The 25784-nt window shown below is 40.8% G+C and carries 18 protein-coding genes, 3 pseudogenes and 1 riboswitch; of the genes and pseudogenes, 10 read left to right on the forward strand and 11 right to left on the reverse strand.

What is annotated here, in order from left to right; translation table 11 throughout:
- Positions 1 to 10 precede the first annotated feature (10 nt).
- Both E2I05_RS17975 and arcA read right to left on the reverse strand, forming a co-directional pair.
- Positions 11 to 514 carry a DUF4238 domain-containing protein gene (locus tag E2I05_RS17975; protein ID WP_121852150.1) on the reverse strand — a complete coding sequence of 168 codons (504 nt, stop codon included), beginning with the start codon at positions 512 to 514 and terminating at the stop codon, positions 11 to 13.
- A gap of 91 nt (positions 515 to 605) precedes the next feature.
- The gene (gene arcA, locus E2I05_RS17980) at positions 606 to 1322 is read right to left on the reverse strand and encodes a two-component system response regulator ArcA (protein WP_121852151.1); all 717 of its coding nucleotides are present in this window, start codon (positions 1320 to 1322) and stop codon (positions 606 to 608) included.
- Between the two features lie 598 nt (positions 1323 to 1920).
- Here arcA and E2I05_RS17985 point away from each other — a divergent pair.
- From E2I05_RS17985 to E2I05_RS17995, 3 genes are all read left to right on the forward strand, one after another.
- The gene (locus E2I05_RS17985; protein ID WP_121852160.1) at positions 1921 to 2367 is read left to right on the forward strand and encodes a DUF3293 domain-containing protein; all 447 of its coding nucleotides are present in this window, start codon (positions 1921 to 1923) and stop codon (positions 2365 to 2367) included.
- Positions 2368 to 2441: 74 nt separating this feature from the next.
- A riboswitch (Lysine riboswitch) is annotated at positions 2442 to 2637 on the forward strand.
- 184 nt (positions 2638 to 2821) lie between these two features.
- A complete protein-coding gene (lysC, locus tag E2I05_RS17990; protein ID WP_121852152.1) occupies positions 2822 to 4195 on the forward strand; it encodes a lysine-sensitive aspartokinase 3 in 1374 nt (457 codons plus the stop codon).
- Positions 4192 to 5316 carry a succinylglutamate desuccinylase/aspartoacylase family protein gene (locus E2I05_RS17995; RefSeq protein ID WP_133309785.1) on the forward strand — a complete coding sequence of 375 codons (1125 nt, stop codon included), beginning with the start codon at positions 4192 to 4194 and terminating at the stop codon, positions 5314 to 5316. The genes lysC and E2I05_RS17995 overlap by 4 nt, the downstream gene beginning before the upstream one ends.
- 58 nt (positions 5317 to 5374) lie before the next feature.
- Here the strand turns inward: E2I05_RS17995 and E2I05_RS18000 are convergent, their stop codons facing one another.
- Positions 5375 to 7984: a TonB-dependent receptor plug domain-containing protein gene (locus E2I05_RS18000; RefSeq protein WP_121852154.1), complete on the reverse strand. Its 2610-nt coding sequence runs from the start codon at positions 7982 to 7984 to the stop codon at positions 5375 to 5377.
- A 535-nt stretch (positions 7985 to 8519) separates the two neighbouring features.
- On the opposite strand from E2I05_RS18000, the gene E2I05_RS18005 reads away from it, so the two are divergent.
- The gene (locus E2I05_RS18005; RefSeq protein WP_121852155.1) at positions 8520 to 8834 is read left to right on the forward strand and encodes a hypothetical protein; all 315 of its coding nucleotides are present in this window, start codon (positions 8520 to 8522) and stop codon (positions 8832 to 8834) included.
- 101 nt (positions 8835 to 8935) lie between these two features.
- On the opposite strand, the gene E2I05_RS18010 is transcribed toward E2I05_RS18005, so the two are convergent.
- Positions 8936 to 10075, reverse strand: a complete 1140-nt coding sequence (locus E2I05_RS18010) for an ISAs1 family transposase (RefSeq protein WP_133309786.1) — start codon at positions 10073 to 10075, stop codon at positions 8936 to 8938.
- A 93-nt stretch (positions 10076 to 10168) separates the two neighbouring features.
- On the opposite strand from E2I05_RS18010, the pseudogene E2I05_RS18015 reads away from it, so the two are divergent.
- Together E2I05_RS18015 and E2I05_RS18020 are read left to right on the forward strand one after the other, a co-directional pair.
- Positions 10169 to 10723: pseudogene (locus E2I05_RS18015) on the forward strand (AMP-binding protein); the annotation flags it as partial.
- Between the two features lie 264 nt (positions 10724 to 10987).
- Positions 10988 to 11491: pseudogene (locus tag E2I05_RS18020) on the forward strand (AMP-binding protein); the annotation flags it as partial.
- Between the two features lie 120 nt (positions 11492 to 11611).
- On the opposite strand, the gene E2I05_RS18025 reads toward E2I05_RS18020, so the two are convergent.
- A complete protein-coding gene (locus tag E2I05_RS18025; RefSeq protein WP_170179650.1) occupies positions 11612 to 12307 on the reverse strand; it encodes a reverse transcriptase domain-containing protein in 696 nt (231 codons plus the stop codon).
- Positions 12189 to 12716, reverse strand: coding sequence for a reverse transcriptase family protein (locus E2I05_RS22140; RefSeq protein WP_170179651.1), 528 nt, complete (start codon positions 12714 to 12716; stop codon positions 12189 to 12191). The genes E2I05_RS18025 and E2I05_RS22140 overlap by 119 nt, the downstream gene beginning before the upstream one ends.
- Positions 12717 to 13928: 1212 nt before the next feature.
- On the opposite strand from E2I05_RS22140, the gene E2I05_RS18030 reads away from it, so the two are divergent.
- The 3 genes from E2I05_RS18030 to E2I05_RS18040 all read left to right on the forward strand — a co-directional run bounded on the left by E2I05_RS18030 (position 13929) and on the right by E2I05_RS18040 (position 17846).
- The gene (locus E2I05_RS18030; protein ID WP_133309788.1) at positions 13929 to 16844 is read left to right on the forward strand and encodes an ankyrin repeat domain-containing protein; all 2916 of its coding nucleotides are present in this window, start codon (positions 13929 to 13931) and stop codon (positions 16842 to 16844) included.
- 365 nt (positions 16845 to 17209) lie between these two features.
- A complete protein-coding gene (locus tag E2I05_RS18035; RefSeq protein WP_121855221.1) occupies positions 17210 to 17482 on the forward strand; it encodes a hypothetical protein in 273 nt (90 codons plus the stop codon).
- 133 nt (positions 17483 to 17615) lie between these two features.
- The gene (locus E2I05_RS18040) at positions 17616 to 17846 is read left to right on the forward strand and encodes a hypothetical protein (protein ID WP_133309789.1); all 231 of its coding nucleotides are present in this window, start codon (positions 17616 to 17618) and stop codon (positions 17844 to 17846) included.
- Between the two features lie 204 nt (positions 17847 to 18050).
- Here E2I05_RS18040 and ltrA read toward each other — a convergent pair whose 3' ends face one another.
- Positions 18051 to 19331 (reverse strand): group II intron reverse transcriptase/maturase, encoded by a 1281-nt coding sequence (ltrA, locus tag E2I05_RS18045; protein ID WP_133309438.1) that lies wholly within the window; start codon positions 19329 to 19331, stop codon positions 18051 to 18053.
- A gap of 831 nt (positions 19332 to 20162) precedes the next feature.
- Between ltrA and E2I05_RS22690 the strand changes: the two are divergent.
- A pseudogene (locus E2I05_RS22690) lies at positions 20163 to 21047 on the forward strand (ISAzo13 family transposase).
- Positions 21048 to 21365: 318 nt separating this feature from the next.
- On the opposite strand, the gene cydX reads toward E2I05_RS22690, so the two are convergent.
- From cydX to dapE, 4 genes are all read right to left on the reverse strand, one after another.
- Positions 21366 to 21479 (reverse strand): cytochrome bd-I oxidase subunit CydX, encoded by a 114-nt coding sequence (gene cydX, locus E2I05_RS18060; protein WP_121854862.1) that lies wholly within the window; start codon positions 21477 to 21479, stop codon positions 21366 to 21368.
- A 12-nt stretch (positions 21480 to 21491) separates the two neighbouring features.
- Positions 21492 to 22631, reverse strand: a complete 1140-nt coding sequence (gene cydB, locus E2I05_RS18065; RefSeq protein WP_121854861.1) for a cytochrome d ubiquinol oxidase subunit II — start codon at positions 22629 to 22631, stop codon at positions 21492 to 21494.
- A gap of 10 nt (positions 22632 to 22641) precedes the next feature.
- Positions 22642 to 24219 (reverse strand): cytochrome ubiquinol oxidase subunit I, encoded by a 1578-nt coding sequence (locus tag E2I05_RS18070; protein WP_121854860.1) that lies wholly within the window; start codon positions 24217 to 24219, stop codon positions 22642 to 22644.
- Positions 24220 to 24484: 265 nt separating this feature from the next.
- Positions 24485 to 25705: a succinyl-diaminopimelate desuccinylase gene (dapE, locus tag E2I05_RS18075; protein ID WP_121854859.1), complete on the reverse strand. Its 1221-nt coding sequence runs from the start codon at positions 25703 to 25705 to the stop codon at positions 24485 to 24487.
- Positions 25706 to 25784 lie beyond the last annotated feature (79 nt).

The following is a 25784-nucleotide window of genomic DNA, read 5'->3' on the forward strand; positions in this document are numbered from 1 at the left end:
CACATAAAATTTAAGTATATGCAGGTTCTTGTTGTAAAAACTCTTTTAAGTTAGCCCCCGTATACTTTTTATACTGCTTGATAGACTCTTCACTATTGCTGAAAATATGAGTTTGAGCCATTCTGGCAATTTTTATATTCATTTCATTAACTATTTCCTCTGTAACATGTACGAATCCATTAGAAAATCGCTTAGACCGTGCCATCATAAAAGCTGTATTAGGTGAAATAGGATAATATAAATCCAGCTCTTCCTCTTTTGGTGGCTCAAAACTTCCGCTTTCCCGATAATCAAAAACATTTATAACAGGTTGATCAGAAGTAATAAAAGGAATGTCTGTTTTATTAATTAATAAACTAATATTGTGAAGGTTTTGAGTAAGTTCAAGAGTTACAGCAAAATTCAATCCGATGGTATAACTTATGAACCACCAGCTTTCCTCTAATGTTTTTTTAAAGTCAGCAATTTCATATTGTTCACGACCTTGTGGATTGAAATTTCTAAGAAATTTCAAAAAGGCTAAATTTCAGACATAAAAAAACCAGAATCTCAGTTCTGGTTTCTTCATCTGGACAATCAATCCAAAATAGCTTTTATCTTAAAAATCATTCAGACAAGTTAGCGCAGAAACGATACCCTTCACCGTGAATCGTCGCAATGATTTCTGGTGTATCTGGTGTGCTTTCAAAATGCTTACGTATGCGGCGGATTGTTACATCAACAGTACGATCATGAGGTTTAAGCTCACGACCAGTCATTTTCAATAGCAAATCAGCACGAGTTAAGATACGACCTGGATTTTCTACAAAGTGGAGCATGGCACGAAACTCACTGCGTGGTAGCTTATAAGATTCACCTTGAGGACTAACAAGAGAACGGCTGTTTATTTCAAGCGACCATCCATTGAAGCGATATGAGTCAACATTGCTTTTTTCATCGACTTCAACACCAGCGTTACTCACGCGAGTAAGCAGGTTACGAGCACGAATGGTTAATTCACGAGGATTAAAAGGTTTAGTAATGTAGTCATCAGCACCAATTTCTAAGCCGAGAATTTTATCAACTTCGTTATCACGACCCGTCAGAAAGATCAAACCTATATTATTTATCTCACGTAATTCACGTGCTAATAACAAACCATTTTTACCCGGTAGGTTAATATCCATAACGACTAAATTGACTTTATTGTCTTGCATTGCCTTATGCATTTCAGCGCCATCATTGGCTTCGCTGACTAAATACCCTTCTGCTTCAAATATACTTCTCAGTGTATTACGGGTTACGGCTTCATCTTCAACGATCAAAATGTGCGGGTTTTGCATAGTTAATTACCTAAAAGTTTAATCAAATCTGTTGTAACGACACATATAAAACTTAAATGCATTAAGTTTATTACATATGAACAATATCTCCTTCAGTGCACCTTATTAATTTAGTCTAATGTAATTACTTTATTAATAAGTCGCTAAGCATGTTTCTAGTTCATTGCAGCAATGAATCAAACGCGAACTGTACTCACTTCGATTAAAACAGCGGGTCTTAGTTCCTTAGCCAGTGTGTTTATTTGAAGTTTAGATGTTAAAACAAATTAGATCACTTTTTGTACAGGCGTTTGTTAACCTGCTTAATCCATTTGTCAAAAATGTATCGTACTGTTTCCTACTGTACGATAATTGACTGAGTTAACATCTACATTGTACTCGTTTTCTGTATTTGTTAACAAATAAAATGTTAACAAAACTACCCCCCCTAGTTTTATGTACTTAAACGTGTGAATTTACCGTTATTTTTTATAGACTTAATCACATTGTTAACTGCTCATTTTTAGCATACATTAACGCGAATTAATCTCATTTATTCGTTTTGGTTTTAATTAAGGATTTGTTAGACTGTTTTGGGCTTACTACGAGTGTACTTGTTATGACTCATGAATTTGATGATCTTTGGCGTAGTTATCAGACGACTCAGTTTCTGTTAACTCAGCCATTCGCTAATCACCTTTCCTTCGCCATTATTACCGCCTGTAATCCTCAAGGGCAACAACTCAACCAAAGTCAAAACCGTCTTAAAGACAAACAACTACTTAAAGAAATTGAACAACTTCGATGTCCTTATCGTGCGGTATTAGGTGCTGATAAAGATTTATCCTACTTTGAGAAAAGTTGGGCTATTTTTATCGATAAAGGACAAGCCATCAAACTTGGTGAACAATTTGTTCAAAATGCCATCTATTATGTAAACCAAGGCAAGCTAACGTTAATCCCAGTTTTACTTTCTGCCAACGAAATTGACTTAGGAGCGTTTCACCTTCGAAGTAACTTGGTCAGTGATTTCCCTGACGTGCTAACTTACAGTAAACATTCATAATTTAATATATACAAAAGTATTATTTATGTTGACATAGTTAAAGTTTATTTGTTATTTTTTGCTCGCTTTTAAAGCAAAACAGAAGAGGAGCGTTAACTAGGTAGTAAGTCTAAGGAGCACCAACTCCATTGATGACTTATGAGGGAGATTAACGCCGAGACACGATTCCTGTGCGTGAGGATTAGTGTCGATCATTTGGCTGAATCCAAATGATTGTCGCAGCTACCCCATGATGGGGCAATTATTAGCTAGCGGAGAGCTTCTGGTGAGAATTTCGTGATTGCACTCAAGTTTGAGTATGCATTTACACTTCAATGCTCATATTTGGTGAAATTCAAAATCAATATGCAGCTCGCACCAGGCTTTCCGAGCAATCCATGTTCGGAGTAACAATGTCAGTAACCGTTTGTCTCAATAATTATTCTCATCTCCTCACTCTCAAAGGAGATCGTTAATGTCTATCATTTCTAAAAAATTAGTCATCGCCAAGTTTGGTGGCACTTCAGTGGCTGACTATCCTTCAATGTTAAATTGTGCGCGTATCGTTTTAAGCAATCCGTTTACTCGTTTAGTTGTAGTAAGCGCGTCTAGCGGTGTCACTAATTTACTGGTCGAACTCACACAAGCTCATGTAAACGATGAGCGAAGAGTTCAGCTTTTAAAAAATATTGCTCAAATTCAATATTCAATCATTGATAACTTGCCGCAATCACAACACCTGCTTGCGCTCATTGATAGCTTACTGAATCATATGTCAGTGCTGAGTGAGTCGTTGATTTTGAATCGTAGTAAAGAAGTTATGGATGAGCTTTTATCCATAGGTGAGCAATGTTCTTCAATATTGTTTAACGAAGTTCTTAAGCAACAGGGCGAATACTCTCAAGTCTTCGATGCTCGAAAGGTCATGCGAACAAACGATCAGTTTGGTGCTGCAGAACCCGATATCAATGACATTTTTCGTTTATGTCAGAGTGAATTACTGCCATCACTTAACAATACGCGTTTTGTAACACAAGGATTCATTGGTGCCAATGAACAAGGGCGTACGACTACTTTAGGTCGAGGCGGCAGTGATTATTCCGCCGCACTTCTTGCTGAAGCCTTAAATGCCACGACCTTAGAAATTTGGACTGATGTTGCAGGCATTTATACGACTGATCCCCGTTTAGCCGCTAACGCGAAACCAATTAAAGAGATCAGTTTCAGTGAAGCCGCCGAAATGGCGACATTTGGCGCAAAAATACTACATCCAGCAACGATACTACCTGCCGTGAGAAAAAATATCGAAGTTTTTGTGGGTTCCAGCAAACAGCCTGAGTCTTCGGGCACTTGGATAAGAACACAAGTTAATAATGCTCCCGTTTACAGAGCCGTTGCTGTAAGGCGTGATCAAACGTTACTCAACTTACACAGTTTAAAAATGTTGCATGCTCAAGGTTTTTTGGCTGAAACCTTTGCTTCTCTCGCCCGCCATAAAATCAGTGTTGATTTAATTACTACCTCTGAGGTAAATGTTGCACTCACACTGGATAAAACCGGATCAGATTCAAGCGGACAGCAGTTACTAAATGACGCACTCATTCAAGAGCTAGAACATCATTGTAACGTGAAAATCGAAGACTCTTTGGCGCTTGTTGCGATCATCGGTAATAACATTCCGAATACCACTGGCGTGTGCCAACAAGTTTTCGATTCGCTTTCTGAGTTTAATATCAGAATGAGCAGCCAAGGTGCCAGCCAACATAATATGTGCATACTCGTCGCAGAAAAAGATGCAGCAGCCGTTGTACAAACACTACATAGAGATCTATTTGAAGGCCTATCATGAACAAGCCGAATAAATGGGAAATCAATGTTGGTGAATTAGCCACGGGGCAAGCATTAACCATACCTGTGTATCAGTTTACACCTGAGAATCCGTCTGGGCCGAGTGTGTATATTCAAGCCAATGTTCATGGAGCAGAAGTTCAAGGTAATGCGGTAATATTTGAGTTAATGAAGCAACTTGAGAACACTCACCTTAACTCAGTGGTTACTTTAGTTCCGCTCGCTAACCCGATGGGGATCAATCAAAAAAGTGGTGAGTTTACACTCGGACGATTTGATCCTATTACTGGTATTAATTGGAATCGAGAATATTACGACCACAACTTTGACATTGAATATTGGTACACAAAAAATCAATCACATAATGACTCTGATTTGTTCTCTGCATTTCGTCAAACTTTATTATCAAGTTGCCAGCAACGATTACAGAACCCATGGGGAATTAGTACTGGCCAACGTTTAGCAACAGAATTGCAAATACTTGGTCATCAAGCCGATATCGTGTTTGACTTACATACTGGCCCAAAATCATGCAAGCATATGTATTGCCCAGAATATGCTATTGATGCAGCGCAGTATTTTTCTATTCCTTATGTACTCGTAATGCCCAATGATTTTGCTGGTGCCATGGATGAAGCGATGTTTTGTCCGTGGTGGAAACTGTCAGAACTTGCTGAGACTCAAGGGCGACAACTTGATGTTGCTGTTAATGCTTTTACACTTGAACTTGCCAGCCAAGAACGCATTGACATGAATGATGCAAAAATCGATGCAAATGGAATTCTCGCTTACCTCAGTCATAAAGGTGTTATTACCGAAAAAGTCACTCCCGTTAAAATGGATCGTTATGCTTGTCAGCTCGAGAACTATAAAAAATTCTATGCACCTACAGCAGGAATGATTGAGTATTTAGCGCCACTGGGGGAAAAATTAAGTGTAGATCAACCGCTATTGAGCTTGCTGAGGATGGATCAGTACGGCACCAAAGATGAGTATCAACATATCAGTTTGGATATCGAGTGTATTCCTATTCTTCACTTTGCTTCTGCGGCCGTTCATCAAGGTACTGAGCTTTATAAAGTGATGACGGATGTGTTTTTACTTGAGCATTACCCCCCTTAAAAAAGTAGCCTTGCTATTAGCAAGGCTACTTCATTCAAAGTCATACTATTTCACATATCTAGAAGTGATATGAACCCTTCACGTAATAATATCCACCGTTAAAACCAAAAGGTGACGTTTCATAATACAATCCGCCCCATGTACGGTTCTCATCAGCTGTGCCAAAATCAATTCTTTCAGCTTCTTGATCAAATAGGTTCTGAGCACCTACCGCAACCGAGAACGAATCATTAATGTTGTAGTTCAGCTCCATGTCAACGGTAATGGCTGCAGAGCCCGTTTTAGCTGTTGCACCATAATCAACATGTACACCTTGATATTCGCCATAATAATTAATACGAGTGAACATGTTCCAGTCATCCCAAGACTGTCCCCAAGTCAACGTAGCTCTATGATTCGGTAAATCATCTTCTAAACGAGAAACTTTAAAATCACCGGTGATCTCAGTGTACTTATCAACGGTTGTTTCGTTCCAGTTGTAAGATAACGAGAAACTCGCATCACCTGATAATAAATCCGTTTGATAGTTAGCGACGATATCAATACCTTGAGTGGTCGTATCAAAATCATTCGTGAAGAAGCTCACCGAAGAAAGCCCATCTACATTTGGTACTCCAGCCGCTTTTAGTGTCGCTTTATTTGCCGCCGTTAAGGTGCGAGCAGCTGACTGGCTAATGCGATCCTCAACTTGAATGTTGTAATAATCAACGGTCAAGAAGAAGTCATTGTAATTATAAACTCCACCTAAGGTATAACTGAACGATTCTTCAGGTGACAAAGCCGTCGCTTCAAGTTCTTGTGCAATAGGGTTGGTTGGCGGTAATAATGCGATATCAATTAATTGACCTGCTGAGAGCTCGGTGCGAACTAATGTAACATTAGATTGACCAACGGTTGGTGCACGGAAACCACTATTGACCGAACCACGTAGTGCAAAGTCGTCTGTCAGACTATAGTGACCTGCAACTTTAAAGTTCGTAGTTGAACCAAAGGATTGATAATCTTCAAAGCGAACAGCGGCATCAACAAGGAAGCGTTCGCTAAACGGTAAGCTCGCTTGAACATAAAGCGCGCTGTTGCGGCTACTGTATTCACCCGCAGCTGATGGCTTATACCCCGGAAAACCATTTGAGCCAATACCAAAACCTTGGCTTGTTAAGGGGCCTGCCGTAAATGAAGCTACATCACCTGCTACGATTTCAAAGGTTTCTTGATGCCACTCATAACCAAATGCGATGCCAACATCGTCATACAGTCCCCAATCGGCAAATTTTACAAAGTCGAGGTTAAAAGTCCACTCTGAGTTCGTTGCGCCACCTGGTTCGAAATCACGTGGTGTGTCCGCACCTAAAGAAGCATTAACGGTATTGTAAATGACATACTTAGATTCATTTTGTCCAAACGAACCACTGAAGTCGTATTGAATCCCATGTAGCCAATCAATTTGAAACTCGCCTTTGGTACCTGCTGTAATTGAGGTATCAACGATATTGCCACCGAAGTTTGGCGTAAAACCACCCGGTAATATTTCATTAAATGCAAAGCAATTTGGATTGTTTTGAACGTGCTCAATGTAATCGGCTTGCTGCGTAACATTAGTAGACGTCACCGGAATAACTGGGCAACTAATGCCATCACCTAATCCTAAACCTTCATTAACTTGCCCTACTGGCCCCGGAGTCAAATCACCAACCAGTAATGTTTCACCACCATCATTTGAGTAAACACCACCACGGTTATTTGGGTTACGATAGTAGAAACCACCTCTTACATCACGCTCCGAGTAGTTACCAAATAGGTAAGCCTCAGAAAACTCATCCAGCTCTAAGCCTAAATTCGCGAATAAGGTAATGTCATCATTGATTTCTGGTGAGCCCCAAATTTGTGCAGGGTCTTCGATAGGGAGACCTGCGGCCGCAAACGCCTGCGCGTCTGGACGCTGAACACTTCGGCTGGTTGCATCCGCATTCTTATATTGGAAACTAAAATTAGCAAAACCGTTTTCAGTCAGAGGCATACCAATATTGCCTGCCACTTGTGTACTGGCACCATCACCTTCATAATACTCACCAGTTTTCACTTCAAGGCTACCACCACTGCTATTATCTTTAAGCTCAAAGTTCACTACACCTGCTATTGCATCTGAGCCATATTGAGCCGCAGCACCGTCACGCAGCACTTCAACTTGCTTAAGTGCAATGCTTGGAATGACTGAAATGTCGGGGCCTTGCGCACCATCGTTGATGCCACCACCTAAAAATGCAATTACTGATGAGCGATGACGGCGCTTACCATTTAATAATATTAAGGTACTGTCTGCTGACAAACCACGAAGATTCATTGGGCGAACAAGGGAAGCTGCATCACTGATAGGGTTAGAATGTACATTCAAGGAAGGAATACTGCCTTTTAAAATTTCCAGCATATCAGTATTACCGGCTTTCTGGATTTCTTCTGCACCAATGATATCAATCGGTACTGGAGAATCATTAATAGAACGAGGCGCGGCGCGAGTACCTACTACTGCAATTTTTTCAATTTTAGAATCTTTTGTGGCTTTCACATCATCATCCGCTATGGCTGAATGACTGGCTCCGATACCTGCCACTGCGATTGAAATGGCCAAACTTAACGAACTCATACTAAATTTTTGTTTTTTCAAACTCATAGATATTGCCTTATATCGATATGCTCACTACTCACCCTAGGTGTAGCTGTGAACTTTCATCATTCCAGACGTTTTCACGTCATATCATTAGGTGTTGGTGCTTTAAGCAACATCAATCCCAATTGCAAATACCTATGGCACTGTGTACCAATACTAATTGAATACTTCTGATGATCTTTTACCAAATCCTTTCTCATGCGTGTGTTTCCACGCTTAACCCATTTATTAAACATTTTTTTAACACTTTGTAAATATGCATACTTACTTTAAATTTTCGCTTAGATAGTGAAAATACAAATAAAAATACAGATAAACACTATCAAATTGTTTTAAATAAACTTTTGTGACTAACTATTTCTTTACATATAACATTTAGTTCTTGCGTTAAGAAAAAAAGATATAATTGAAAAATGATCCCACTTGAATAGTATTCGCTCTACTGTTGCATAAATATACTCATCATTCTCAAAATTGACCTTCGTTTTTTCTTCCATTAGTCTCATTAAGTCACTCAATGGAATGTTAAGAGAAAGGGATGAATCAACCAATACCTTATGATTTACATCAAAAATATGCTCTACCAGAGTATTCATCTCTTGCTGCTCTTATCGAAACTACCTGCTCAACATTCCCTGAAAAAATTGCATTTTCTTGTTTAGGGCAAGAGCTGACTTTCGCTGACGTTGAAAGCCACTCTCGGGCTTTCACCGCTTATTTATACCAATTAGGGACGTGGCGGAAGAATATATACCAATTTTATCGTCACTCCTGCGAACGCAGGAGTCCAGAGTCTTTGGTTAATTTGGGCACAAGTCGCTGGATACCTGCGTTCGCAGGTATGACAAATTAAGCGTTGAAATTTAAATTGGTATTATTTGAACTGCGACATCCCTTACAGCACAAAACAATTTTGCAGCCCGGTGATAGAATAGTAGGGCAAACGGGTCTAAATTAGACAGCCAGTTTGCCCACAGTTAATACCTTCATCAAATATTCTTCATCCCAGCCCGCTTTTAAACGTTTGCTTTTTATTCCTACTTTTGCTGTTTTCTCATTTTTCAGCATGTTGAGTGCTGTTTTATTCATGATAGCCATATTCTCTGCTGCGTTTCCACTTCTTAACCGACATGAGTCTTCATCAAAGCTTACATCCAGTTGCCAGTGGAGTTTATTTTCAACAAACCAATGAGAACGTATTGCATTTGAGATAAACTCAGCTTTAGGTTTCAAATGACTACTGATGTAATAGCGTCTTTCCATGGTCTTCTCTATCCCTTTTTGTTCCCTAGTAGATTCTACGACTACAATGCTGTTTAAGCTTGACCATCTACTATGGCGTTTTCTGAGCCACTCTACGTCAGACGTGACCCAAACTTTTCTTTGTTCAATTCGACCGTGATCTTTATCGACTTCCTCAAACATATCGCAGTGAATTTTTTTAAATCTAGACTCGAGTTCTGTATCTAAAAATAATTTGATATCTTCAAAGAACTCACCTTGGCTACCTTTAAGGGCGAAAATATAATTAGCTTTTTTTTCAATGATTTTATCGGCAATTTTAAACTGGCAACCCATTGCATCAGTGGTAATGGTTGCCCCTTTAATATCGAGGAGCTCTAACAACTTAGGAATGGCTGTTATCTCGTTGCTTTTACCGTCAACTTTCATTTGCCCTAAGCAAAGATTATTTTTTACTGACCAAGCATTAACGATATGTATTGCTGGAACTTCATTCACTTTATCCAGAGTTCTTCTCAGTGTCTTGCCATCAAGAGGAATGATATCTTCGTCAATTGTACAAAGGTATTGCGCCCACGCTATAAAAGCGGCATGAAAAGCCTTAGGACATAAGCGGTTGAGAACATCGTTAAAGGTATCATGGCTTGGGACGCCATGAGGCATATCTAAAAAAGTTTCGAACCATTTTTTCTTCGATTTCCCATATTCTTCAATAGCATTGAAATTATCGCAGCCACAGATAACCGCACATAGAGTAATGGTTATAATGTTAATCAGAGGATGATGTAAAGTTCGTGACATACGAGGGTCGGGTAGGCCATCAAAAAAGTCGCTGATTGTCGTAGTTTTCATAGAAATTAACAAGCAAAGACTATTATAAACCACGATCGCTATAGTTTGGCAAACGATCAAATTTGATTGCTTATTTTTGACCCGTTTGCCCTAGATAGAATAGGTATTCAATTGCCAAACTTATTACAATTTGTTATTGCGGCATTTGGTGTCATTCGAGCTGGGCTTGTTTTAGTCAATACCAACCCCTTATACACTGAGAGAGAATCAGTACATCAATTTCAAGACTCAGGTACAAAAGCTTTAGTGACACTCTTAAGCCGTGCAGAAGAAACCCTTTCTTGGATTGATAAAACTGATATTCAATGGCTTTGCATTACTGAAGTAACCGACATGCTTGATATCAAAGCGGTGACTGAATGTGAGTCTTCTCGAATATCTAAAAATTGCCAGTTTTTTAACAATGTACTGTTAGAAGGTGAACAGCTCAGCTTCACTCCTGTTACGAATCAACTCGATGCACTTGTTGCCCTGCAATACACTGGTGGAACCACAGGATTATCTAAAGGTGCAATGCTGACTCACGGCAATCTACTCGCAAACATGATGCAAGTTAAATCACGAATTGGCCGAGTCATGGCTATAGGTGAAGATATATTCGTAGCCCCACTGCCGATTTATCACATCTATGCATTCTTAGTGAACTTAGGAACTGTCCCAAAATAACTTCCCTGTTTTGCTGTCGTTTATTTTTGAGCTTATACAATGCGAAGAAAGTGTGGTGTAGTTACTCTACATAAGCTTTCGACAACACAGTAGAAGCCAAAAATAAACACAGCCCAAAGGGTTACGCTTAAAATTGCCACTCTCTGCGTTACTCATTTTTCATTTAGAATAACTAAACTTCATTCTTCGTGCCTTGATATTGACAATTTTAAGCAGTAACAAATCGGTAAGTTATTTTGAGACAGTTCCTTAGTTTTGTACTTCGAATCAGGCGGTCATTCAGTGCTTATTCCCAATCCGCGGGACACCGACCGACTCGTTGACACGATTAATTAATATCCACTCACAGGATTTGTTGGACTCAATACTTTATTCGTCGGTTTATGTCATCAACCAAAATTTAAAAATGCTGATTTCAGCAAGCTCAAATTAACCATTTCTGGCGGCACAGCACTTACCCAATCTACCGCTGAGTTATGGTACTCAACGACAGGTTGCACGGCTTCAGAAGGTTATGGGCTGTCTGAAACGTCCCCTGTTGTAGCCCTTAATGTTCCATCGTTAGAGCGAATTGGAACCATAGGCAAAGTCGTGTTAGGCACTCAAATAAAAATTATTGATGCCAATGAAAAAGAAGTCCCTAATGGAGAAGCCGGAGAGCTTGCTGTTTTAGGCCCACAAGTCATGCAAGGTTACTGGAATAAACCCAAAAAAAACCAACAAACATTTACTCGCGATGGCTACTTTAAAGTAGAGTAGGCTACTGGCTTCGCTATCGCTTATCCAGCAGCCCCTCTTCGATTCCGTGCATGAGGTTTTCCCTCACACGGCTCTGTTGTTACACTTCTCTCAGCCCCTTCACTTTGCTTATCATCTTGTCGTGGGTAAATACTCAAGACCAGCTTGGCGTAATTTTTCGTAAGCACCTCGTGATAAATACTTGCTTCGACGTTGACTTAAGCGACGATGCCAGCGATAGAACCGGTTTACTACAAATCCATTTATTCTGAAAAATACACCTCTGGGATAACCTATCCCACCAAAATAGTGTTTCCATCCCCTCAGAACTTGATTAACCTTATTTATCAGTACGCCAAGTGTATTTGAGGTTCGGTGTTTCACTATGTCTCTGATTTTATTTTTCAGCTTTGTTTGGCTCTTCTTAGACGCCTGTATCTTGATGTAACTGGTGCCTTTGATGAGGCCTGTGATCCGTTGAAAGTTAAAACCGAGGAAATCAAACTCATTCATCAGCTTTCCCATATCCACACAGTGGGTTTTACTTTGATTTAGCTTCAGACCTTCATCACTTAATTGCTGTGTTATCCAGTCCAGTTGCTCTTGTGTGTAGGTTTGCTTATGAAGTACAACAAAATCATCTGCATAGGTAACGATTTTACACGGTGTTTTTTCGTGTATTTTCAAACAGAAATCGTTGAGATAGATGTTAGCCAGTAGTGGAGAGATAACTCCGCCTTGCGGAGTGCCACATCGGCTTGCTTCTATTCGCCATTTTCTGTTGACCGTCTCTACGCTGATGGGCGCTTCGACATGGTCGGTAGCCATAACTGTGTTCATGTAAATGAGGTTCGTAGACGGGTTGCATCACTATTGTCATCGCCATTTGCACAATTCTGTCACTGATTATCGGGATCCCAAGTTTCCGCGTTTTGCCGTTGTCTTTGAGTATTTCTACTCGTTTGACTGGGCTAGGTCGATAGTTTTTCTGTTGTAATTGAGTTTGAATTTCTTTTAACAGCGCAACGACTTTCTTTTGCTGCTCTAGATAACTGAATGTGATGCCATCAATTCCTGCTCCGCCTTTATTGGCTTTGCATCGTCGATAGGCTTCTTCGAGTATATCTAGGCGACTGAGTTTATCGTACAAGCTGTAAAATCGTAGCTCCGAGTTAAGCTTTGAGCGTAAGTAAAGTTTTCGCTGTAATATTCTGATATTTACTGGAGTGTTAGCCATATGGCAATTTCACCTCAAAAGTTACGTTAAAAAACGGGTGTAACACTGAGCCCCTTCCCTGATGTAAAGTTATGTTGTCTTCACGGTTAACGGTACTATGGGCTCATCCGACTGCCTGAGCGCCCTATCTGAAATTTCGGTTTACCTTATATTCGGATAGTGCAAGTCACTACCTTCCAACACTCAGGCTCTCCCACGTTCACTTTATTTCCTTCAATACATGCCACTTCATATTACGCCGGAAGATCAAACAGATGCATTTACCAGTTGCTTCTCTGTTTGTGTCAGGGTTCGTCAACTAGGAAAGACTCCCCATCTTCATTTTTTGATTTACGACGCTTAACTGAATTCGCTTGATGCTGCGGCCTACATTGCATCTCAACCTTTATTCAAGGCCTTTGTCACAGGGCTTCATGTCATAGCGGTTACCCATTATGCATGCCCGTCAGATTTCGGGATGAATTGGTAATTATCCCGTCAGGTACGTTTCAACCTGATGGACTTATTATAAATAATAACGTTGCTGTCTCTGGTTTATGGCCATGTAATCGCTTGGCTGCGTATACGTTGAGACAAATCCCGCAACAGAATAAAGCGCTTCGTGGCGCTCCCTAGAAACATCAGTTGACTGCGTTCTCAAGCGTAGAAAAAATGGCTGATAGTAAGGCGTAGCTTGCAGCAAGTAGTTATTCTACTTGCAAAAGTTACAACGCAGATAGCAGCCATTTTAGCAAGCTTGTGAGCGTAGAGCACTTCATTCATTGGGAGAAAGCCATGATGATAAAGTCATCTTATTGACTCAAACAGTTACTCATATACTCAGCGTTCAACTGATGATTTTAGGTTTAATGGTGAGCAGGATTTGAGTTTCTGAGGAATTCGAAGATATGATGAATGAAGAGATAGCATTATGCAAAGTGGTCTAAATTTAAGCTCCATAATACTCCATATTTTAATTCAGAGTCTCACATTAGTTGGGCTGAACACCAAGTAGATGAGTTAAGTTAAGTTGAGGCTAGGATGACATACTGAATAGATCGGTCAAATGATCGCACCATTTAGTGACTCAAGCGTTCAATTTTTGTTCAGTTCAATGTGTTAGGCTGAATAGTTACAAAGATAGTTATTACCATTAAACTAAATTTTGAATGACGCTTCATATTGACCGCTTACAATTTATCAACTCATCGAAGACAAAGAATCGGAATGTGAATGTGCAATCCCCTAGGCGCCGTCAGCTCAAATACTTCAATCGCTGCACAGTTAGACTTTCAGCCTCAGCAGGCAAACCTTGAATCAAACACCGTTGATATTGACGGTCAGTTGTTTAGGGTCAGCCTGCTTGGGCAATATGATGCATTCCTCAAATTTATTCGTGATGCAGAAGTAACGGGAAAACACGCTGAACTGGAGTTAACGGATAATGTAGCGAAGTTACTAGGGGCAAATTTTGATGAAAAATTAACAGGCGTGATAATGCGGGCTGAGCAACAAGGAAAGGCCATTCTAGCTCGGGACAAAAAAGGCAGGGAGGATTATTTTGCGCGACTCGAAAAATTAAAGACGCATATTGTTGAACGGATCAATTTAAACCAAAAACTACCAGAAGACGCCTTATGTTTTCTTGTTGAATTTTCAAACAGGCTTGACGAAATGAGACTCTGGCCTGAGTCACAGCAACTGCTTCATCTCGGTGCCTTTCCTATGGCGGTTGAAAGCGAAGGTGAATGGCGGTGCATAGACGGTCTTCGTATTCGTTTGGGTTTGTGTGATAGGCAAGCGACAACGATTTTTAATTTATTGTGTCGGGATCAAATGAGTGACACATTACTGAAGTTAACTTCAAAGGTTAGATTTGACTACCGGGTACATTTAGCGGCGACGGTGCCTTGGTTGCTTACAGGGATCGTCTCTAAGAAAGACACTCATTTTAAGTTGCCGCTGCACGACCTGTTTGCGTCAGATATTTATGATTTACTTCTCACTGCCCCAGAAAATTATCACCGCCGTTTATTGAGCAGTATTGACGATTATTTGGAATTATCGCAGCAGGTATTATTTCTGAAAGAGCAATACCTTCAGTCTGATGAGGATAATCTGCTAATGGAAATGAATGGCATAGTTGATCGGTTAAAGGAAAACGCTTGGACTGCGTTATTAAAACTGGCTCCTAACCATTTTTATGATGGCAGCCAGAAAAGAGATAGCATCAGTAATGAGATTTTAAAGCGCATTCACACAGACCAACAGCTAACACTTTTTTTAGAAAGTGCATTTATACCGGAAAAGCCTGAGCTAACGGATTACACTGGCAATGTCAGCCACTGGTGTAAAAAACTTTATTGTGGTGATTTTTGTGCGCTGGCAGCACTTGTTGTTTACTGTCTTCCCGTGTTTGATAAACGTCCGTTGATGATGTGTTTATTGTCACATACATGGCAGGCACTCTACCGTGATACGTTATGTAGGCACCTTGAACAGTTAAAAATTAAGTCGGAGTTCGTCACTGTTTGGAGTGAACCAATCGTTAAGCGGTTAACTGAATTTAATGCATCATACGATGATGTAGTAGAAAAGTACCTGAGTAACCGTGAGGGTTGGCAAACCTTACCGTTAAATCGTAAACAAGACTTATTGCAGCATTGCATCTCAGGCGGCGTCAGTTTTTCTACAATACAAGCGCTTCGTAACTCAGGAGCAGATGAGGTGCATTTAAGTTCACTTGATTGGCGAGCTTGGGTAAATTCAAGAGACTGGCCAGAATTAATTCATTTATTGAGTCATCAGGTTAATTTCAATGAGGTAATACATAACTTTTTACCAATCCTTAAAAGTGATAATCAACTGTTGCATATCGCAGCGTACTTTGGGCGGGCAGATGTGGTGGAAGCATTATTGAAGACTCCGGGTATTGAGGTTAATAACGCTAACAAAAACGGTCATACGCCATTGCATGTTGCCTGCTGTCTTGGTGAAGAGAAGGTGGTGAAGGTACTGTTGAATTATAAGGGGCAGAACCCTGAGGCTAATATCGGGCTCACCGAGGAACATTCAGAAACTAAGAATACGCCACTGCATGAGGCTTGTATTGTCGGTCATGATGGTGTGGTGAAGGTACTGCTGGATTATAAAGGGCAGAACCCTAAAGCTGATATCGGGCTAACCAAGGAGCATTCAGAAACTAAGAATACGTCACTGCATGCGGCCTGCCGTCTTGGTAAAGAGAAGGTGGTGAAGGAACTGCTAGATTATAAGGGTCAAGATCCTGAGGCTGATATCGGGCTAACCAAGGAGCATTCAGAAACTAAGAATACGCCACTGTATGAGGCTTGTGTCGTCGGTCATGATGGTGTAGTGAAGGTTCTGCTGGGTTATAAGGTGCAGTACCCTAAGGCTAATATCGGGCTGTTCAGGGAGCATTCAGAATCTAAGACTACGCCACTGCATGAGGCTTGTATCGCTGGCCATGATGGCGTGGTGAAGGTACTACTGGATTATAAGGGGCAGAACTCTGAAGCTAATATCTGGCTCACCAAGGAACATTCAGAAACTAAGAATACGCCACTGCATGCGGCCTGCCGTCTTGGTAAAGAGAAGGTGGTGAAGGTACTGCTAGATTATAAGGGTCAAGAACCTGAGGCTGATATCGGGCTAAGCAAGGAGCATTCAGAAACTAAAAATACGCCACTGCATGAGGCTTGTATAGATGGTCATTATGGCGTGGTGAAGGTACTGCTGGACTATAAGAGGCAGTACTCTAAGGAGGATATCGGGCTAACCAAGGAGCACCCAAGATCTAAGAATACGCCACTGTATGATGCTTGTATCGCCAGTCATGATGGCGTGGTGAAAATACTGTTGGATTATAAGGGTCAGTACCCTGAGGCTGATATCGGGCTGACCAGTAAGCATTCAACATATAAAGATACCCCATTGCATGGGGCTTATATCATCGGTCATGATGGTCAACTATTAAGCAAAACCGATAGGCAAAAGCTGTATGATTTTTTCAACAAGGAACCATCGTCGACTCGCTCTAACTCTCGTACACCAGAGGCTCATTATTGTAAGAAGCCAAGTAATGCTTACCGACGTTTTGCAACTGAGCCCCGCTCCAGACGATCATGATGGCGTGGTGAAAATACTGTTGGGATTATAAGGGCCAGTACCCTGAGGCTGATATCGGGCTGACCAGTAAGCATTCAACATATAAAGATACCCCATTGCATGGGGCCTACTGTCTTGGTGAAGAGAAGGTGGTGAAGGTACTGCTGGACTATTTATCCATACATCCGATAGATTCTATTCTATTCGATTGTTTAGTAAGGAATTTGGAATATCACCGCTAAAACTGGCATGTAGATATAAGCATGAGGTTGTAGTTACTCTTATACACAAATGGAAAGGTAACCTGATGTGTGATTAATTTTTGATAGGCATAACCATACCTTAGAATGATTGATTCTAAAAAATCCAACCTGAAGGATACGATCATGTCTGTCGAAAATTTTATCATTTATGTTTACTGTTTAGTTGATTATTTTTACCAGAAAGAAATAACCACTCCTTTAAGAACTCATGGGAGGGCGCCTAAACTCACTGATCCTGAAGTAATTACAATGGAAATTGTTGGTGAGTGGAGTGGACATCATACAGATAAAGGAATTTTGGAGTATTTCAAGGGATATTGGTTGCCCTTATTTCCCAATTTACCTGCTCGTTCACAGTTTGTCAGACAAGCAAGTAACCAATTGAAAGTAAAATAGTTATTTCATCAATATTTATACCATCAACTCAGAACCGATACTTGGGAACTGTCCCAAAATAACTTCCGTGTTTACTTAATCTCGTAAGGTGGTTCAATATAAGCTTTCTCCCCCCAGCTTTCTCTGAAACATCATGAACACCTACTCTTCTACCGTAAAGAAACAAATGTTACGTTTTTACAAATCACTTAATCAACGAGATCGTAGACGATATGCTACCATTGAAGCCTTAAAACTTGGGCATGTAGGTATAGTGTACATTTCCAAGGTATTGAAATGTGACCCCAAAACTATAAGTCGTGGGATTTATGAGTTAGAAGATGAAGTAGAACTGAGCAATAAAGGGGAGGTAGAAAAAAGCTGACACAAACTTTTCCCGATTTAGATGATAATTTGCAGGCAATTCTAAAAAACCATACCGCTGGTGATCCTATGCGCCAAGATTTAAGTAGAGTAGGCTACTGGCTTCGCTATCGCTTATCCAGCAGCCCCTCTTCGATTCCGTGCATGAGGTTTTCCCTCACACGGCTCTGTTGTTACACTTCTCTCAGCCCCTTCACTTTGCTTATCATCTTGTCGTGGGTAAATACTCAAGACCAGCTTGGCGTAATTTTTCGTAAGCACCTCGTGATAGATACTTGCTTCGACGTTGACTTAAGCGACGATGCCAGCGATAGAACCGGTTTACTACAAATCCATTTATTCTGAAAAATACACCTCTGGGATAACCTATCCCACCAAAATAGTGTTTCCATCCCCTCAGAACTTGATTAACCTTATTTATCAGTACGCCAAGTGTATTTGAGGTTCGGTGTTTCACTATGTCTCTGATTTTATTTTTCAGCTTTGTTTGGCTCTTCTTAGACGCCTCTATCTTGATGTAACTGGTGCCTTTGATGAGGCCTGTGATCCGTTGAAAGTTAAAACCGAGGAAATCAAACTCATTCATCAGCTTTCCCATATCCACACAGTGGGTTTTACTTTGATTTAGCTTCAGACCTTCATCACTTAATTGCTGTGTTATCCAGTCCAGTTGCTCTTGTGTGTAGGTTTGCTTATGAAGTACAACAAAATCATCTGCATAGGTAACGATTTTACACGGTGTTTTTTCGTGTATTTTCAAACAGAAATCGTTGAGATAGATGTTAGCCAGTAGTGGAGAGATAACTCCGCCTTGCGGAGTGCCACATCGGCTTGCTTCTATTCGCCATTTCCCGTTGACCGTCTCTATGCTGATGGGCGCTTTGATAAAGCTTTTCAGCAAACTCAGAAAGCTGCTGTCGCTTATTCGCCTTTCTACTTTTGCCATCAACTTAGCGTGCGGGATGGTATCGAAATAGGCGCTCAAGTCAGCATCAAGTACGTGCTGATAGCCTTGTTTTAGGCTCATTTCAATGACTTTTACCGCTTGCTGGGCGCTTCGACATGGACGATAACCATAACTGTGTTCATGTAAATGAGGTTCGTAGACGGGTTGCATCACTATTGTCATCGCCATTTGCACAATTCTGTCACTGATTATCGGGATCCCAAGTTTCCGCGTTTTGCCGTTGTCTTTGAGTATTTCTACTCGTTTGACTGGGCTAGGTCGATAGTTTTTCTGTTGTAATTGAGTTTGAATTTCTTTTAACAGCGCAACGACTTTCTTTTGCTGCTCTAGATAACTGAATGTGATGCCATCAATTCCTGCTCCGCCTTTATTGGCTTTGCATCGTCGATAGGCTTCTTCGAGTATATCTAGGCGACTGAGTTTATCGTACAAGCTGTAAAATCGAAGCTCCGAGTTAAGCTTTGAGCGTAAGTAAAGTTTTCGCTGTAATATTCTGATATTTACTGGAGTGTTAGCCATATGGCAATTTCACCTCAAAAGTTACGTTAAAAACGGGTGTAACACTGAGCCCCTTCCCTGATGTGAAGTTATGTTGTCTTCACGGTTAACGGTACTATGGGCTCATCCGACTGCCTGAGCGCCCTATCTGAAATTTCGGTTTACCTTATATTCGGATAGTGGAAGTCACTACCTTCCAACACTCAGGCTCTCCCACGTTCACTTTATTTCCTTCAATACATGCCACTTCATATTACGCCGGAAGATCAAACAGATGCATTTACCAGTTGCTTCTCTGTTTGTGTCAGGGTTCGTCAACTAGGAAAGACTCCCCATCTTCATTTTTTGATTTACGACGCTTAACTGAATTCGCTTGATGCTGCGGCCTACATTGCATCTCAACCTTTATTCAAGGCCTTTGTCACAGGGCTTCATGTCATAGCGGTTACCCATTATGCATGCCCGTCAGATTTCGGGATGAACTGGTAATTATCCCGTCAGGTACGTTTCAACCTGATGGACTTATTATAAATAATAACGTTGCTGTCTCTGGTTTATGGCCATGTAATCGCTTGGCTGCGTATACGTTGAGACAAATCCCGCAACAGAATAAAGCGCTTCGTGGCGCTCCCTAAAATCATCAGTTGAACGCTGAGTATATGAGTAACTGTTTGAGCAATATGATGATTTTATTATCATGGCTTTCACCCAATGAGTGAAGTGCTCTACGCTCACAAGCTTGCTAAAATGACTGCTATCTGCGTTGTAACTTTTGCAAGTAGAATAACTACTTGCTGCAAGCTACGCCTTACTATCAGCCATTTTTTCTACGCTTGAGAACGCAGTCAACTGATGTTTCTAGATTTAAGGTGGACAAAACTGTCACGTAGACAAATATCTCGCAAGCTATACGCCAACGGAATACCCGCCAGTAAAAACCTCGTTTCAAGATTATTGCGTCAGCAGGGTTTTCACCGTCGTAAGGCTCAGAAAACCAAAACGATGAAACAACATGTCGATCGTAACGCTCAGTTTGAAAAACTAGCTCAACTGAAACAAGACTATCTTGATAAGGGGAAAACCGTCCTGAGTATCGATACAAAAAAGAAAGAACAATTAGGTAATTACTTTCGTGATGGAGTCACAGATGCCGCTGAGCCGACAACCGTTAATGATCATGATTTTCCTAGTATTGGTCATGGTAAACTCATACCTCACGGCATCTACGACCTAAAAAATAATGAAGCCTGTCAACACCTGAATACAAGCAGCGATACATCATAGTTAGCCTGTGACAGTATTGAACTGTGGTGGAATGAACAAGGAAAACAAGCTTATGGTGAGCAAGACGAAATACTGATTTTGTGTGATTGTGGTGGAAGTAATAGTGCCAACTCGTACTTGTTTAAAGAAGATCTGCAATCGTTGTCTAATCGTTTAAAAATGAAGATCAGAGTTGTTCATTATCCAGCTTATTGCTCGAAGTACAATCCAATTGAGCACCTTGTTTTTCCTCATGTTACAAGAGCTTGTAAAGGTGTTCCTTTCGAGGCTGTTGAAGTTGCAAAGCACTATATGGAGAAGGCAGAGACCACCAAAGGATTTAATGTAAAAGTGAGAGTTATGGACAAAATTTATGAGAAAGAACGAAAATACGCATTATCATGCAAGGAAAGTATGACCATCTTATTTGATAAGGCGCTACCTAAATGGAATTACACAGTAGTTCCTGCTTGAGCTGGAAATCGGGAAGTTATTTTGGGACAGTTCCTTGATACCAATTGAAGCCAAGCTAGGGGCTGTTTATCTTTCGTGATTATTTTTGCAGCGATAAATTGGTCGTTTATACAAGACAGAGCTTATGCGGTTTGGTATTTCAAATAAGCAAGCGATAACGCAGTAGAAATGACCAATTTACGCTGTCAGAGATGCTTTTGAGCGTTCACTATTCTGTGTTGTAACCCGTTTACTTAGATGACTAAGCTTCACGGCTTACGCCTTGAACAGATAAACGCTCAAATAGCACAAAATTTAATCCTGAAAGATAAACAGCCCCTAGTCATCTACACTTTCTCGATCCATATTTTCAGTATTTTCTAACCACAATGCGTTGATGATCCCAAAAGAGCATGCCAACAGGACACCTAATATCCAACTAAAATACCACATACTGTGTTCCCTCTAATAAAGTGATGCTTGTTTTTCTTCAATGTGTTTACGGGTTAATCGGCCAAACATTTTCATGTACGTCCAAATGGTGTAACTCAATATAATTGGCACTAAAATCCCTGCGGCAATTGTCATTATAGTTAACGTTTTTTGGCTGGCCGTTGCATCCCACATGGTTAAACTCATGTTTGGTGATAATGACGATGGCATAACAAATGGAAACATAGCGGCTCCGCATGTGAGTATAACCATCGAAATGGTAATTGAACTTGAGAAAAACGCCCAACCTGAACGATTAAACCTGCTACAAAGCAATACAATAATAGGGAACATCAAGCCTAGAATAGGCAGCATTAAACTCAATGGGTATCGTTCATAATTAATTAACCAAGCACCAGCCTCAATAGCAACTTGTTTAACACGAGGATCAGAAACGCCTGTTGGTGAAAGCCCTGACTGCACAACATAGCCATCAATACCTAGAATTAACCATATACCAGCAGCTCCAAAGCATAATAAAAACACGACACTACTGATCTGGCTCGCGATCGCAGCCTTCGCCCGTAAATGTGCCTCTGTTTTCATTTGTAGCCATGTTGCTCCTTGCATAACAAACATAGACACACAAACCAAACCCGCCAACAAACCAAATGGATTAAGTAGTTGCCAAAAGCTCCCATGATAGTTGGCTCTTAAATACTCATCTAAGGTAAACGGCACACCTTGAAGTAAATTACCAAAAGCAACACCAATGATTAACGGAGGGACAACGCCTCCAATAAATAATGCCCAATCCCAAGTGGTGCGCCATCTTGGATCTTGGATCTTTGAGCGATAATCAAAACCTACAGGTCTTAAATACAGCGCAAACAGTACAAACATCATCGCAAGATAAAAGCCTGAAAACGCAACCGCATAAACCATAGGCCAAGCAGCAAACAGAGCTCCAGCGCCTGTAATTAGCCATACTTGATTGCCATCCCAATGGGGAGCAACAGTATTAATCATCACTCGACGTTCAATATCATCATGCCCAAGAATCGGCAACAAAGCCCCTACGCCCATATCAAAACCGTCAGTGACTGCAAAACCAATAAACAAAACACCAATAAGTGCCCACCAAATAAGCCGTATAATTTCATAATCCAACATAGTCGTTTCCTTATGTTTTACGAGTGTCGGCTGGCGACGTTGGGGATTCGAAGTGATAACGCCCTGTTTGTAGGCTACTTGGTCCTTTCAAAATAAATTTACGCATAAGGAACACTTCAACACAAAGTAGAATGGTATAAAACACTGTAATAGTGATGATACTGAACCAGATTTCACTGGGGTCTAGTGTCGATGCGGATAAATGTGTAGGAAGAATTTCAGATATCGTCCAAGGCTGTCTACCGTATTCTGCCACCAGCCAACCACATTCAATGGCTAACCAAGGAAGTGGTAAACTGTATAACGCTGCTTTCAATACCCACTTTTTCTCGGCAATTTTATGGCGCGTACTTTGCCAAAAGGCCGCAAAGAAAACGAAAAGCATGATCACGCCAAAGCCCACCATAATGCGAAAACTCCAGAATATGGGTGCGACTCTAGGAATACTATCTTTTGCTGCGGCTTTAATTTGTTCTTCGGTTGCATCGACCACATTATCAGTAAAACGTTTCAGCAGTAGCCCATAACCCAGATCACCTTTCACTGCGTCGAACTGGGCAATCACTTCTGGTGACTTTTCACCACTTCGCAGCCTTTCCAATAAACCATAGGCGATCATTCCATTACGGATACGCACTTCATGCTCTTTGATCAGATCTCGAAGACCTGTAACTTCTTCAGTAAGGCTTCTTGTCGCTATGATCCCCATTAAATAAGGCACTTTCAGTGCATATTCAGTATGTTGTTTTTCTTGATCTGGCAAACCGATAATAGTGAAAGCCGCAGGAGCCGATTCTGTATGCCACTCGGCCTCGATAGCGGCTAATTTCACTCGCTGAACTTCACCTACTTCATAGCCAGATTCGTCACCTAATACCATCACCGATAGTATTGATGCCATCCCAAAACTTGCAGCAATCGCAAATGAACGACGTGCAAAAGGTAAATCACGTTGCTTTAGGATATAAAAAGCACTGATAGCCAGCACAAACATAGCACCTGTTACATAGCCGGCAGCCACCGTGTGAACAAACTTAACCTGAGCGACTGGGTTAAAGACAATTTCCCCAAAGTTGGTCATTTCCATTCGCATGGTTTCAAAATTGAACACTGAACCAACTGGGTTTTGCATCCAACCATTCGCAATTAAGATCCATAACGCAGAAAGGTTAGTCCCCAACGCCATTAACCAAGTTACGCCTAAATGTTGGCGTTTACTGAACCGCTCCCACCCAAAGAAGAACATGCCAACAAAGGTTGACTCTAAGAAAAAAGCCATCAAACCTTCAAGCGCTAATGGAGCCCCAAATACATCACCAACATAATGAGAATAATAGGACCAATTAGTACCAAATTGGAACTCCATTGCGATCCCTGTCGTGACACCGAGTGCGAAATTAATTCCGAAAAGTTTTCCCCAGAATTTAGTCATATCTCGGTATATCACCTTGTCTGTCATCACATAAAGTGATTCCATGATTGCCAATAAGATAGACAAGCCGAGGGTAAGTGGCACGAAAAGAAAATGGTACATCGCCGTTAGTGCAAATTGCCATCGGGATAACTCAACAACTTCGTCGAGGATCATAAATGATTCCTTAAAACTACAGTGCATTGACTCTATGATAGATTATTAAATATACGCCTTAAGTCACTATTTAAATACCTTAGCTTAGTAAACTACTAAAAAGCCAAAAAACAGATGAGATTCTCACAATTACGACTGAGCTAAGTGATTTACACACATAAGTAATAGTTAATTGGGGTATTTGAATGCCTTGTTCAATTAACAATACAGTTTAACAGTCCCCCAAAACAATCTTGTTAATCTGACATTACATATTAGTAATTGACTAAAACTGGCGAAGCAGCTCGCAATAGATGTGGTATAGGTGATGGATGTCGGCCAATTTTGAACGTTCGTTAACTTGATGAATGGTTTTATTGGGTAAGCCAAGTTCAAGCACTTGAGTGGTATCACTGGCAAGGAAACGCCCGTCCGAAGTTCCACCTGAAGTTGATAAGCGAGGAAAGATCCCTGTCACTGAATGTATCGCTAACTCAGCTTTTGCAATCAAACTGTCTTGTTTTTTATCTTGAGTAAAATAAGGCTGACAATGACGCTCCCACTTAATATCTAGTGACTGTAAAGCGGCTTCACTCAGTGGTAACGCCATTAAACGATTCATGATTTTTTCTTGAATGTCTGCAAGAGAATATCGATGGCTATAACGAACATTGAAACAAATTTCACAACGTCCAGGAATGATATTGTCCGTAAATGCCCCTGAATTGATGTAAGTGACCTGCAACCCTGTTCCAGGAAAATCATCGCAGCCTTCATCCCACGTTGTTTTTTCAAGCGTGTTTACAATAGTTGATGCAAGGTGAACCGCATTTTCAGCATAACCTGCATAGGCAACGTGACCTTGCTTACCGTTAACTATTATCGTTGCAGAAACGGCACCACGACGACCAACTTTTATCACATCACCTGTGTTTCTATCGCTTGTCGGCTCACCCACTACACAATAGTCTGGTAATGAATCATCTTGTATTAAACGCTCAACGATAGTTCTTGTACCAAACTCCGCTTCACCTTCTTCATCACTCGTTACGAGAAATTGCCAACAAGTTTTAGGCTGGTAACCCGAAGCCAACACATCTTCCATTGCAGCAACCATAACCGCCAATGCACTCTTCATATCTACCGCTCCGCGGCCGATGAGTTCATCGTCAACAATCTCACCATCAAAGGGGGGAACTTGCCATAACTCTGGCTGTGGGGCTGGCACGACATCAGTATGTCCAGCAAAGGCAAATCGCGTGGGTGCACTTCCAAAAGATGCAATTAAATTGCTTACGCCTTGAGTTTTATAAAGCTCAATCGTGAATCCCATTTTCTGTAACTTTTTTGCGAGCCAAGGTTGGCAACTTGCATCTTCCGGAGTAACAGATCGTTTTTTTATCAAAGTTTGTGAGTATTTCACCGCTTTTAAGCGAGTAAGTGTGTCATCCTTTTGTGCAAAGGTCTGAGTCACTGAGCCTTTCTTAATCCTTGATACAGTCATCATCTACATCCCACAGTGATTTCTCTTTTGTATTTCGCCAAAGAATTTTGACAATATGATGACAATACAAAATTAGTTAGAT

The sequence above is a fragment of the Parashewanella spongiae genome (assembly GCF_004358345.1).
Taxonomy (GTDB): domain Bacteria; phylum Pseudomonadota; class Gammaproteobacteria; order Enterobacterales; family Shewanellaceae; genus Parashewanella; species Parashewanella spongiae.